The organism is Malacoplasma penetrans HF-2 (assembly GCF_000011225.1).
In the GTDB taxonomy this organism is placed as follows: Bacteria; Bacillota_I; Bacilli_A; order Mycoplasmatales; family Mycoplasmoidaceae; genus Malacoplasma; species Malacoplasma penetrans.
Window position 1 is genome coordinate 294,199 of the sequence record NC_004432.1, and the last position, 13,697, is coordinate 307,895.

General features: G+C 24.9%; 14 protein-coding genes. All 14 read left to right on the plus strand.

The window, feature by feature from the left end; all coding sequences use genetic code 4:
• Nucleotides 1–487: 487 nt before the first annotated feature.
• The 14 genes from MYPE_RS01225 (at nucleotide 488) to MYPE_RS01290 (ending at nucleotide 13,681) form a co-directional block, all read left to right on the plus strand.
• Nucleotides 488–1,024, plus strand: a complete 537-nt coding sequence (locus MYPE_RS01225) for an MYPE2350 family membrane protein (protein WP_011077061.1) — start codon at nucleotides 488–490, stop codon at nucleotides 1,022–1,024.
• A 194-nt stretch (nucleotides 1,025–1,218) separates the two neighbouring features.
• Nucleotides 1,219–1,827 (plus strand): MYPE2350 family membrane protein, encoded by a 609-nt coding sequence (locus MYPE_RS01230; protein WP_011077062.1) that lies wholly within the window; start codon nucleotides 1,219–1,221, stop codon nucleotides 1,825–1,827.
• Between the two features lie 147 nt (nucleotides 1,828–1,974).
• On the plus strand, nucleotides 1,975–2,541 hold the full coding sequence (locus MYPE_RS01235) for an MYPE2350 family membrane protein (protein ID WP_044891212.1): 567 nt from the start codon (nucleotides 1,975–1,977) through the stop codon (nucleotides 2,539–2,541).
• Nucleotides 2,542–2,710: 169 nt separating this feature from the next.
• Complete coding sequence (locus MYPE_RS01240; protein WP_044891213.1) at nucleotides 2,711–3,286, plus strand: MYPE2350 family membrane protein; 576 nt, start codon at nucleotides 2,711–2,713, stop codon at nucleotides 3,284–3,286.
• Nucleotides 3,287–3,530: 244 nt separating this feature from the next.
• Nucleotides 3,531–3,908 (plus strand): hypothetical protein, encoded by a 378-nt coding sequence (locus tag MYPE_RS05735; RefSeq protein ID WP_011077065.1) that lies wholly within the window; start codon nucleotides 3,531–3,533, stop codon nucleotides 3,906–3,908.
• Nucleotides 3,856–4,317, plus strand: coding sequence for an MYPE2350 family membrane protein (locus tag MYPE_RS05555; protein WP_011077066.1), 462 nt, complete (start codon nucleotides 3,856–3,858; stop codon nucleotides 4,315–4,317). The genes MYPE_RS05735 and MYPE_RS05555 overlap by 53 nt, the downstream gene beginning before the upstream one ends.
• Nucleotides 4,318–4,461: 144 nt before the next feature.
• Entirely contained in the window at nucleotides 4,462–4,998 is a 537-nt protein-coding gene (locus tag MYPE_RS01255) for an MYPE2350 family membrane protein (RefSeq protein WP_011077067.1), read from the plus strand.
• A 257-nt stretch (nucleotides 4,999–5,255) separates the two neighbouring features.
• On the plus strand, nucleotides 5,256–5,897 hold the full coding sequence (locus tag MYPE_RS01260) for a hypothetical protein (RefSeq protein ID WP_129374622.1): 642 nt from the start codon (nucleotides 5,256–5,258) through the stop codon (nucleotides 5,895–5,897).
• 6 nt (nucleotides 5,898–5,903) lie between these two features.
• Complete coding sequence (locus MYPE_RS01265; RefSeq protein WP_011077069.1) at nucleotides 5,904–6,857, plus strand: hypothetical protein; 954 nt, start codon at nucleotides 5,904–5,906, stop codon at nucleotides 6,855–6,857.
• Nucleotides 6,858–7,412: 555 nt separating this feature from the next.
• The gene (locus MYPE_RS01270; RefSeq protein ID WP_044891216.1) at nucleotides 7,413–8,435 is read left to right on the plus strand and encodes a hypothetical protein; all 1,023 of its coding nucleotides are present in this window, start codon (nucleotides 7,413–7,415) and stop codon (nucleotides 8,433–8,435) included.
• A gap of 270 nt (nucleotides 8,436–8,705) precedes the next feature.
• The gene (locus MYPE_RS01275) at nucleotides 8,706–9,122 is read left to right on the plus strand and encodes a hypothetical protein (protein WP_011077071.1); all 417 of its coding nucleotides are present in this window, start codon (nucleotides 8,706–8,708) and stop codon (nucleotides 9,120–9,122) included.
• Between the two features lie 143 nt (nucleotides 9,123–9,265).
• Nucleotides 9,266–9,781: a Holliday junction resolvase RecU gene (locus tag MYPE_RS01280; protein WP_044891217.1), complete on the plus strand. Its 516-nt coding sequence runs from the start codon at nucleotides 9,266–9,268 to the stop codon at nucleotides 9,779–9,781.
• A gap of 194 nt (nucleotides 9,782–9,975) precedes the next feature.
• On the plus strand, nucleotides 9,976–11,763 hold the full coding sequence (locus MYPE_RS01285) for an ABC transporter ATP-binding protein (protein ID WP_044891218.1): 1,788 nt from the start codon (nucleotides 9,976–9,978) through the stop codon (nucleotides 11,761–11,763).
• Nucleotides 11,744–13,681, plus strand: a complete 1,938-nt coding sequence (locus tag MYPE_RS01290; RefSeq protein ID WP_011077074.1) for an ABC transporter ATP-binding protein — start codon at nucleotides 11,744–11,746, stop codon at nucleotides 13,679–13,681. Before MYPE_RS01285 ends, MYPE_RS01290 begins: the two co-directional genes overlap by 20 nt.
• Nucleotides 13,682–13,697 lie beyond the last annotated feature (16 nt).

Below are 13,697 nucleotides of genomic sequence, written 5' to 3' on the forward strand. Positions count from 1 at the left end.
ATAAGTTATTTCACTTAATAGTAATTAAGCAACTATACTAAATAATTTATTTATAGGCATTTAAGCAGTACTATACCAAAAGTATATTGTTAGCTTAATTGCAATAAATACAGATGTTATTATTTTTGCAAAATAAATTTATTAAGGAATTTTCACAACCATCTTAAAGAATAAAAACATTTATTTATATTACTTAACCAACCCCAAAAATCTAGTTGAATAATTATACAAATGAAGTTTTATGTAATTGAGTTAGATATTGTTTCATATTGCTATGGCAAATATAATAGCATCAATTTGTTTTGTGGTGAACAAAGTATAAATGTAGGGATAACATTTATTTTTATGTTTTAAATTATTTTATTTTGATTTTTACTTACAATATTTTTAAATTCAGGTGTGGTGTTTGTTAAAATCATATTTGATGTCTATTAAATGAACCATTTCTTTAGATGTTAAATATTAAAATGAAAGGATTAATTAAATCGTGAGCAATAATTTGAAAAAAGATGATTTTGCTCCTGAATTAGCATCAGGTGAAAATCAAAATGCTTCTAACAATAATAATGGACCATCTCCAATGTTAGAACCAATGCCAAATAATGTTAATTATAATAACAACAATAATGGGAATAACCCATACATGCAAAATAACCCAAACTACAATAATTCAGGGAACAATCTTGGGTTATTCCAAAAGATTCAAAAACTTTCTTTTATTATAATAATTTTGATGTTAGTTGATGTACTGGCAATAATTCTTGTTGCAGTTTTAGCATTTGTACCATTTTTAGGAATATTTTTAATCATTGCATTAGTAGGTGTAGCAATTGCTACATTAGTATTAGAGATTATGTTAACAATTAAAGTCAGTGAAGCCAAAGGAAAACATCCAGAGTTCCAAGATGTTACAGTTCACTTGGTATTAATGATTTTAGGAATTGTATTACTTCCATTACTTTCATTCATTGACTGTTTCATCTTAAACTCTAAAGCTAAAACAGTACTTGCAAATGCAAGATAATAATTCAATTAACAAAAATTAAATTTAAAAAAGATTCAAAGGGATTTGAATCTTTTTTATTTATTAAAAAAATTTATGTACAAACAATTTTTTTAATAAAAATGAATTGTGTCATTTGATAAAATTTTAAATAAGATATTAAATTTCACTAATTTGATTTTGATATCTATTTATGAAATAAGGAAAAATTTATAATGAATGATAATTTCAATAATAATGGGAATGGTCCAGCATTAGATCCAACACAAGGACCAAACCCTTACAACAACAATGGTGGTTATAACAACAATAATAACCCATACAATAATAATGGTTATAACAATAATGGATATAATCCTTACATGAATAACCAAGCATACAACCCACAAGAAAATGTTAATTTATTTACTAAAATAAAAAAACATTCTAAGAATATGTTGATTTTCTATTTTACAGCAATTGTTTTAGCTATCATTGGTGCAATTCTTATATCAGTTGGTGCTGCAAAAATTGCTTTATCTCTTTCTAATAATTATTCAGGTGAATATTATGATCTATCAAGCTTTATTAATGGAGAATGAATTGTAGGTGTACTATTTATTGTTTTAACTGGTATATTCTATTTAGTTTGCTTTGTTATAGGAATAATTCTTGTTATAAAGGTAAATGATGCACAAGGAAAACATCCAGAATTCCAAGATATAACTATGCATACTGTTCTATTAATTATAGGGATTGTAATTTTACCTATCTGTGCAATTATAGATTGTTTCATATTATATTCTAAGAGTAAAAAAGCATTAGCTAGTTTAAATGCAAGATAATCAATAGATAAGATTCTTTAAATGATCCAAAGTTAATTTGGATCTTTTTTATTTTATTAATTAGATTAACTAATTGTTTTATTTATATATTTTTTACAACTATGAATTTGATAGAATTTCTAAGTGATATTGAAGGGGTGGATTTCTATGGATAATGAATTAAATAAATCAAAGAAAAATGAACCGATATTAGAACCAATTAAAAATCATGTGGAATATGATAATAGAAATGGATATTACAATGGTAATAATTTTAATAATCCATATATGATGAGTAATCAAAATTCTGGTGCATCTGCAGATGTTTTGAATTTAGTAAAATTTATTAGGAAAATATGTCCTCTAATAGTTTTGTTTTTTATAATGGGGACTATTATATTAATAGTTGGTCTTGCTACATATACAGCAATAATAGAAGATAGAAAATATTTAGAAAATAATTTTTATGAATTCTCACAAGGTCCAAACCCTGGTGTAATTTGAATAGCTTTTTCTTCCATCTTTTTTATTGCTATGTTTTTCTCAGAAATTTTTCTAATTATTAAAATAAGTAGTTTCAAAAATGAAAACAATCAAATAGGAAACCTTAAACTTGGTAAAATACTATTAATTATAGGACTTATAATTCCAATATTTTCTGTCATAGAGTGTTTTATCCTTTATTATAAATCATCAAAGATATTAGGTTATTCAGGTTTAAAAACCCTTGCTTAATTTTTTAAAATGTTTTTATTTAGTATAAAGACCCAAAGAGAATTTGGGTCTTTGCTTTTTTATAAAATGGATAAATAATTTTTTGGTTATATAAATTTTTTACTTAGTACAAGTTTTTTATTTTGGTAAAATTGTTGTGTATCAAATCAAATTAAGGCAAATTATCACTATGGATACAGATTTTAAAAAAACCAATAGTAAAGAACCAGTATTAGAACCAATTCAAAACCAAGCAGTATATGATAATAGAAATGGATATTATAACAATCATTTTAATAATCCATATATGATGAACAATCAAAATTCTAGCGCTTCAGTAGATGTTTTAAATACTATAAAATGAATTAGAAAAACATCAGCTAAAATTGTATTTTTTTACATAATTACTGTTGCTTTATTAATAGTTGGTCTTGTTACTTATTTATCTATGTCAGCTACATCAAAAAATTTTGACAATGATTTTATAGATTTCAATCCTATATCAAATATTGGATTGGGAATTGGAATATTTCTAATAGGATTATCTTGTGTCTTTTACATTACTATATTTATTTTAGAAATTCTTTTAATTCTTAAACTGAATAATATCAATGGTAAGCATAATGAATTTAAAGATGTTAAATTGTATAAAATCTTATTAATAATTGGGCTTGTAATTCCAGTTTTTTCAATTATTGATTGTTTCTTGATTTCTTCTAAATGTGCAAAAATATTGGGATATTCAAGTTCAAGAAGATTGATGTAATTTTTTATGTTAAAGATCCAAATTAATATTTGGATCTTTTTTATTTATTGGAGAGTTTATGATATTTTTAAGAACTAAACTAAATCAAAAATTAATTAAATACATGTAGTCTACAAAAAAATATTTCAAGTTTTATTTTTTTATACTAAGTTTAGTTTTGTTAAAATTTAAGTATTAAGTATATTAAGTTTAAAACCTTTTTATTTAATCAAATTTAGTTATAAGGAGTTAGAAACAATTCAATATGAGAAATAAATACAGAAACAAAAGAGATGATTATGAATATGATTTTGAAGATCATGAAGAAGATAATCTAAGTAATCATAATAATGACTATAATAGAGAAAACAGAAACAATGATTACAGCAATAATCAAGGAAGTTACAATAACCAAAATAATAATGGAAATGGCTACAATAACAATGGTTATAATAACAATTTAGGTGGTTATAATAATCAAAATAATAATTATGGAAATAATGGCTACAACAACCCCAACAATAATTATTATGGCAACAATGGTTATAATAATCCAAATAATAATTACTATGGAAATAATGGTTATAACAATGGCCCATACATGATGAACAACCATTATAACCAATCAAGAAGAATATTATAATATTTTCTGAAAAATAAAGAAAACTGCAAAATCAATCTTATGACTATATTTGGTATTCTTCATTGCATTTTTTATAATGTTACTATCTTATGTTTTTATCATGGTACCTATTATTTCTAATCCAGAAGAAGCTAGTTTAAAAAGTTCGGTTCTTATTGGTATTGCTTTAATAGCCATATCATCTCTCTTATTAATGGGAATAGGGATAGCAATATTTGTCCTTGAAATAATGTTGACTGTTAGAGTTTCAGGAGCTGAGGGCAAGCACCCAGAGTTTAGAAACACATCAACTCATACAGTGTTATTAATTATAGGAATTATACTATTCTGACCATGTGTAGTTATAGATTGTTTTATCTTAAATTCTAAATGTAATAGAGTATTAGAAAATTCAACTTATTTAGCTTAAGAAATATTCCAAATTAAACTAAAGATTCAAATATTAATTTGAATCTTTTTTATTTAATAAATAACTTTAATTACTTCCATCAAATTTTTGAAAAATTTAATTCATATATAATAAAGGTAAATAATAGTCTATAAGGTTTGAACTATGGATAACTACAGCAAATTAAATAATCCCATGCTTGATTTAAACAATCATGAAAATGGTTACAATAACAATAATTTTAGAAATCCTAATTGAACTCAAAATGAGAATGAAAAAAATATTGAACCTGTTATTAAAAAAATTAAAAGTGTTAAAAGAATATCAATCACTGTTTTAGTGTTGTATTTATTATTTGCAATGACATTAACTGCTTCTTTAATTATTTATATTCCTGCAATGCTTGCTTTAACATTAGCAAGTTCACTAAGTGAAGAAGCTTCTCCACAAGTAATTACTTTATGAGTAGTTGGGATAATACTTTTAACAGTAGCTGTAATTTCTTGATTTATTAAATTTATTTTAGAAATAGTTCTAACTGTTAAAGTTAGTAAGTTAAAAAATAAACAACCACAATTTGAAGATATCCAAGTACATATAATCTTATTAATTTTAGGAATTATAATTTGTCCAATTTGTTCAATAGTAGATTGTTTCATCTTAGTATCTAAGTGTAGTAAAGCATTAAAAGACTTAAAATAAGTAAAAAATTAGAGGATCTAAAGAATAACTTTAGATTCTTTTAATCTCTATTTTTGATACTTAATTATTTAATTTATTTCTTATTTTTAATTCATTTTATTGTTCATAAATAAAAAATACTGCTAGTCTCTCATCTTGTTTAATAATTTTTAAAATAATATAATCTAAATATCATGTGCTTTTATTAGTAGTTCTTAATTGCATATTTGATTACATTAGTCATTTGTAAAGGAGATTTTATGGAAGGAGTTTCTTCTATGGATAAGCCAAGTCTGCATTGATCAAATAAATATTATTCTAAAGTTAATAAAATAATTAGTAAGAATGATGAATTTAATTTTTCAGGAAAGACTATAATTTTTAAAAAGGTTCCAACATATTACAAAATTAGTATTTTGGATTTCTTACCAGTCTTTATTGGATGATTTCACTCATTGTTCACTACTTGTAGAGCTTATGGAATGATTAGATCATCTTCAGTTTTTCATACCCCATTATATAAATATTTCAAAAGAAGATTTTTAACTTCAATGTTTGTTCATTTTATAACTGGACCACTTCTTTTCTTTATTATTTTATTTTTTGCTCCAGTTATTTCTATTCCTTGATCTGAATATATTTCTTCATGATCAAGAGCTGCAGGATCTTTCTTTTCAGCTGGTGGGCAAGAAGCTGGGATGACTATATTTGCGCAAGAGATTGTTGTTAAATTCTTTAGTACAAGTGCTTGATGAGTAACTTTAGTAATAGCTTTATGTTTCAATTCATTAAATGTTTCTACATTTGTTTCATCTTGATGTATGAATATTCATAATAACAAGTGAATGAAATTAATCATTTTAGAAAATGAATTAAAAATGAAATTAAGTAACTTTGAAAAACAGAGAAAGGGGAAGTAATTATTTATGAATAAAACAGATAACAAAAACATAAATTTAACTACAACTCCAGATAATATAATTGTTGAAACTTCTAATGTAGTTATTAATGTTCCTACAAAAGATGTGAGTTCTAATGAAGCACAAAATATAGTAATAAACAGCAATAATACTGATCCCAGTGCTAACCAAGTACAAACTCCAGTTCAAACACCCGTTCAACAAGAAGCACAAGTTGTTCAACCAGAACAACCAGTTGCAGATAAAATTGAAAATCATGATGATACTAGTTTAAGTTGAGTTGTGCCTAAAAATATTCCTAAATATACAGTGGATGAAATTAAGCAATTGTCAGAAAAAGAAAAAGATGAATATAGACAAAAAGCAAAAACTCCAGCTAAGTTTGGAAGACATATAGAAGTTAGAAATTGTCACAACTTCTACAAAATTTCTTTTTGAGATTTTCTACCTTTATTCTTAGGTCAACTTTATTCAATTGTAAGATTGTTTATTGCTTATGGTGATGCTAAAAAAACTATTAACTTCAATAAAAAGTTAATGACTGACATTAAAGCTAATTTTATTGTTGGATTAGTTTATGGATTCTTCTTGTGACCAATTGTTTTAATTTGTTTATTTGTTTTCTTCCCTTTCATGGTTTTAAACAATTCAGATGTTACATATGGTTGAATTGCATTACAACAAAATGGTTTAGGTGGAATGGGAGAATATTTTAATAGAGCAGTTATTCCTTTGTTTAATTCAACAAACCTTGCTTATACTATTATCTTCTTAGTTCTTATTGGAATGTTTAACACTGAAACATTTGTATACTTCTTATTATTAAAATTTAATAAGAAACTATTATTTGAAATGCAAAAAAATAATGTTAGAACTGAAGCTAAAAGAATTAAAGAGCAATCTATTGTTTTAAAAAGTTTGGCAAACCCTACAACTAATCAACAAGTGCAAACTCAATAATTCAATATATTAAATTTAATAAAAATGAAAAGATGAATATTAATTCATCTTTTTTTATTCAATATCTAAAAACTAGGATAATAATTTTTTAGTCAGAAGATATGTTTAAAAAATATATTTTTGTTATTTAATGAATTCTAAAATCCTTAATAAAAATTAAATCGTTTATTTATAATATTAAGTGGTTTTTAGATTTATCTTTTTATATATATTAATTATCTAAATAAAGGATAAGTGGATTCTTCTAAAAAACTAGAATGAATATTAGTTTAGTAGTAAAGAGTTATGAATATAACTTTTTAATGATAAATATTTGTAATATCTAGAAGAACTAATAAATATCTGCTTACAATTAGATTCATTTATATATAAAAAAGTATGAATTAAAGATATTGTACTTTAAATAGAAATATCTTTAAAACAAAATCTCATTATATGAGATGTGAGTTAAATGCTAATGATTATATTTGTGTTTTTCCATTTTAATTTATCTAAAAATTGATAATTATATTTACACAAGCAATCATATTTATAAATTTATAAGAGAGGGTGAAAATGAAAAAGATTTCTAAATTTAAATTTTTAAGTTTATTAACTGTTTTGCCAATTTCAGGATTAACACTAGGCTTAGCTTCTTGTTCTACAGGTAATTCTTCTTCAAGGGAAACTCCTGAACATTTAAAGTCTTTTACTTATGTTGGTCAAAAATATACTTTAGAAATTCAACCTGTTAATACAGGTGATGTTAACAATTTGTGAGCTAATGTTTCTATTTACTTTGGTGGTAGTCAAAATGTACAAGAAGCAATTTCTAATAGCACTTATAATGTTGGTGATATCAAAATTGAAGATTATTATACTAATGAAAATAATGGATATAAATACCAAACAAGAAATATTAGATTTAAATGAGACAATATTTTAGATTTTAAAAATAACAATAGTTTGACATCTATAAGTTTAGACAATTTCACAGCCAATGGTTATAGATTTTATGATAGTTATAAACACCCTGATGCATATAATGTGCAGGCTAATTCAGACATTTTCACTATTAATAAAAGTTTTAATCTAAATGTTGAATCTATATATTGAGGAACAACAACAAAAATTTTTTCTGAAAGTTCAGAAAATGTTTCTTACAACATCTCTAAATTAACAAATTTAGAAGCTAGTTCTCACTCTATGTTTTTAGATAAAGATAAAGAAAGTCAAAATCAAACTCAAAATATTAAAGGTGTTACATTTCCTAGTACTTTAAAAACAATAGGAATTTTAAATTTTGATAAAAATTTAGATGGTGATATTGCTGACTATATAGATCATTCTGTATTTGGTTTTTATAAAAAAATGTTTCAAAGAGATTTAACGATTCCAGAATCTGTAGAAACAATTGCAGATCAATCTCTTTCAGACATGTTTGTAACTTCTAAAAATTCCAATAAAAATAAGATTAGTATTCCAAAAAAATTTGAATCAGAAAAAAACAGAATTTTAGGAGATGATCAAAATTCAACTTCTAAGTTATTTGATATTTCATGATATGATTCAACTCCCAATAATTCTTCAAAATTTTAATTAAAATAATTAGATAAAACTAGGAATGCTCCTAGTTTTTTATTTACTTTTTAACATCTACCAATTTCTGAATGCATTTTAAATTCATAAAAATATAAACTGATTGTTTGGTTTCTATAAAAATGCAAAATATTATATTTAGCAAAAGTGTCCACTAATTCTAAAATATCTTTATACACACTATCCCTCAACTTGAAACACCTTCTACAATTAAGGTAAAATTATCTTATTAGAAGACTTAATTAATATGAGTCTTAGAATGAGGAAAAAATGGGAAGAAGAGAAAGAGAAAGAGGTGAAAAAAAAGGTGGTTTTCTATCTTTTATTTTCAAATTAGTATTTTGTTTACTATTTATAGCTCTTGGATTATTAACTACATTATTCACAGTAACTTACATTGGATATAACAACCATATTGTTGAAGGTGGATGAGAATGAGCTGCTAAAATTCCTTTTGTAACAGATATCTATACTTGAATAGCTGCACAAGGAAATACAACAATAGCTTCAACAGGTGTAACTTTAATTCTTGTGGGATTAGATGTTTCATTACTATACTTTGGAATAATGTTTATTATTAAAAAAATTCCATTAATTGGAAGAATCATTAGATGATTAACTGGAATTATTCCAACTCTTGGAATTATAGCAATAGTTATAGGTGTAGTCCTAGTTATATTTGTTTAATAAAATAAATTATTAAATGTAAAAAACTCTATCAAAATTACTGATAGAGTTTTTTATTTGTTTCTTACTTAAGATTCAATCTTTTTTATACCATCTCTGTTTTATAATATTTAGTTGTTAATATATTGATGGGATTTACTAATATGAACTATTTTGCAAATAAAGGAATGTACATTGAAGAATTAATTGAGAAATCTATTAATTATTATTTATTTAATAATATTTGTTTTATAGAAAAAAGATATTTGCCAATAAAAATAATTAAGAGATCTGGGAATGTTATTGAAGGCAAATTACTAAATAAATCATATGTTGATTATGCTGGATTAATTAATGGGAGATACATTTCTTTTGAAGCCAAACAAACAGAAAATGACAAGTTCATGTTAAGTCAAATAAAAGAGCATCAATTAAATCATTTGAACTTGATAAGCAGACTAAATGGTATCAGTTTTTTAATACTTCATTTTTATTGTGAGGACAAAACTTTTTTAATTCCTTATTCTCAAATTGAAAATTGAATAACTAAACAAAAAATAAAAAGTGTTGATCTTAATTTTTTAATGAAAGAAAAGGAAAGTAAAAATGTATTTATTTTAGAAGTTTGCTTTCCGGGAATTTTAAATATTTATGAAACTGTAAAGCAAATTATTAATTAGTAAGAATATAGTTAGAACACTCTCTATAAATTTTATATACTTGTGAAAAAGAAAAATGTTTAACATAAAAAAAGCAATTTTTTACATTTTTCTTAATAAGTTTTTTAATTTTTTAATTTACAAATTTATATAATAAATATTGTATATAAAACTGCATTTTTTATTTTTTAAAAATTTTGCAGTGAAGGGGCTATATGAAAACAGCCAAAATATTATTTAAATCTATTAGAGAAAACAAATTGTACTCTTGATTGAGTATTATTTTTGTTGCTTTAGAATCGGTTTGTGAAGCTATTATCCCTTTTATAATTTCTTTATTAATTAATGAAATTGAAGCAATTCTAAATACAGGTTCAGTTAGCTGAAACAATTTTGCTTTGTATGCATCACTATTAGTTATCCTTACTACAATTTCATTAGTTTTTGGAGTGTTATCAGGAATTTATTGTGCAAGAGCAGGAGCTGGATTCTCATACAACTTAAGATTGGATATGTTTAAAAAGATTCAAGGTTTTTCTTTTGAAAATATAGATAAATTTCAATCATCTAGTTTAATAACAAGAATGACAACTGATGTGGTCAATGTTCAAAATGCATTTACTACCATTATTAGAATTGTAATTAGGGTTCCTTTAATGATTGTTTTTTCAGTTGTTATGGCTTTTGTTGTTAATGCATCATTAGCTTGAATATTCTTACTATGTATTCCAACTCTTGGTGGGGTAATTATTTTTATTTTCTATAAAGTATATCCATTATTTAAAAAGATTTTTAATCGTTATGATAGTTTAAACAATTCAATCCATGAAAATATTAAAGGGATTAGAGTTGTAAAAACATATGTAAGAGAAGAATATGAAAAGCAAAAGTTTGCAAAAGAATCTGATAATATTGCAAAAAACTTTATTAAAGCAGAAAAGATAATTGCTTTAATGAATCCAATTAATAGTTTCTTTTTCTGATTCTGTTATTCTTTAATGGCAATTTTAGGTGCTTATTTATCAATTGGTTTATTACAATTAGGTGGAGTTCCTGTTACTTATGGTGAACTATCATCATTAATTATTTATGGTGTAAATGTTTTAGGTAACTTAACCACTCTATTTATGATTATTGTAATTGTAGGGATTTCTATTACTTCATCAAAAAGAATTGTTGAAGTTTTACAAGAAGAAAGTACATTACATAATCCTGAAAATCCAGTTTATGAAGTTAAAGATGGGTCAATTGAATTCAATAATGTTAATTTTTCTTATGTAAAAGATTCAGAAAAATTTGCATTAAGTAACATTAATTTAAAAATTAACTCAGGTGAAACTATTGGAATTATAGGAGATACTGGATCTTCTAAAACATCTTTCATTAATTTAATTTCACGTTTGTATGATGTTACAAATGGAAATGTTAAAGTAGGTGGAATAGATGTTAAAGAATATGATCTAGATACTTTAAGAAAAAATGTTGCTGTTGTTTTACAAAAGAATGTTTTATTCTCAGGGACAATTGAAGAAAACATGAGATGGGGAGATGAAAAAGCAACACTAGAAGAAATTATAGAAGCTTGTAAAATTTCACAAGCTGATGAATTTGTTTCTAGATTTCCAGATCAATACAATACATACTTAGAAGAAGGTGGAACAAATTTAAGTGGTGGTCAAAAACAAAGATTGTGTATTGCAAGAGCTTTATTAAGAAGACCAAAAATTTTAATTTTAGATGACTCAACAAGTGCTGTTGATACAAAGACAGATTCATTGATAAGAACTAAATTAAAAGAATATATTCCTTCAACTACTAAGATTATTATTTCTCAAAGAATTTCATCTATCGAAGATGCTGACAAAATCATAGTAATAAATAAAGGTGAAATAGATGCTTTTGGAAATCATAAAGAGTTATTAAAAACTAATAGCATTTATAAAGAGATTTATGCTATTCAAAATCGTATAGGAGGTAAGAAAAATGAAACAGCAAGCAAATAAAAGAAAATCTACTGTTTCTAAAAATGCTTGAAGACTAGTCAAGTATGTTTTTAAAAGTAATAAACTTCTTATGCCTCTTATTATCTTTTTTACTTTTCTTAATGCAGCAGCAACCGCATCAACTGGGATATTTGTTTATGTAGTAACAAATCATGTAATTATTCCAGTAATTGATAATGGAGTTCCAACAGATAATGTTCTATATACTTTAATAGCAACAGCCATTTCTTGTGCAGTAGTTTATGGTTTGGGATTGATTGGTTCTTTTGGTTATTCATGGCTTACAGCTATTATGGGTCAAAGAACTTTAAACATGTTAAGAAAAGATATGTTTTTAAAAATGGAATCTTTACCTGTTAAGTATTTTGACCAAAACAAGCATGGGGATATCATGAGTCACTATACAAATGATATTGATGCTATTAGACAATTCATCTCTCAAAGCTTAGTTCAATTCTTTAATATTGGGTTTACTTTAATTATTGTTACTTTAGCAATGCTATATTTCTCTTTATGATTAACATTATTATTATTTGTTTGTGCAATAGCAATGGTAATAGTTACTCAAAAATTAGGGGGTAGATCTTCTAAAAACTTTGTTAAGCAACAAAAGGTAACTGCTGAACTTGAAGGTTTTGTAGAAGAAACTATGAATGGTGCTAAAGTTATTAAAGTGTTTTCACATGAACAACAAATTATTGATGACTTTAAAAAGGTAAATAAAAAAGTAAAACAATTTTCTTCAAAAGCCAATGAAGATGGGAATATGGTTGGGCCAATTCTAAATGGTATTGGAAACTATATGTATGTTGTTATTTCAATTGTTGGTGCAGCATTATGTTTGGTTCCAAATAATAATGGTCTAGGAGCTATGAATGTTTCAATTTCAGAAGGTACTAGTGGAATAATTACTCCAGCAATTGTAGTTTCATTCTTATCTTTCGGTAGAACTTTTGGTGGATATGTTTCTTCAATCTCACAACAAACTCCTTTATGTGCTTTAGCTTTTGCTGGTTCTGATCGTGTATTCAAATTATTAGATCAAAAACCTGAAATTGATAAAGGTAAAATAGTTTTAGTAAATGCTAAATATGATGAAAATAAAACATTAGTTGAAGCTAATGAAGTTACTGGAATATTGGCTTGAAAAGATTCTATGGATCCAAATAAACCATTAATAGAGTTAAAAGGTGATATTGAATTAAAAGATGTTAAGTTTGGTTATGATAAAGATAACTTAGCATTAAAGGGAATAAGCTTAAAAGCCCATCGTGGTGAAAAGATTGCCTTTGTTGGACACACAGGTGCTGGAAAAACTACAATTACTAATTTAATTAATAACTTCTATGATATTAATGAGGGTGAAATCTTATATGATGGAATTAATATTAAAAACATTTCTAAAAAAGATTTAAGATTATCTATTTCTGTAGTTTTACAAGATACTAATTTATTTACAGGAACAATTAAAGAAAATATTAGATATGGTAAATTAGATGCAACAGATGATGAAGTTTATGAAGCTGCTAAAGTTGCAAATGCTTATGACTTTATAAGTCGTTTACCAAATGGCTTTGATACAGAATTAGTAACTGATGGAACTAATTTATCTCAAGGGCAAAGACAATTGATATCAATTGCTAGAGCTGCAATTGCAAACACTCCTTTATTAATTTTAGATGAAGCAACTTCATCAATTGATACAAGAACTGAAGTTGAAGTTCAAAAAGGAACAGATCAATTAATGAGTGATAAGACAGTATTTGTAATAGCTCACCGTTTATCTACAGTTCAAAATAGTGATAGAATTGTTGTTCTAGAAAAAGGTCAAATCATTGAGCAAGGTTCTCATAATGAATTAATCAAATTAAAAGGAACTTATTACCAACTTTATACTGGTGCTTTTGAATTAGATTAATTACCTTATATATTTA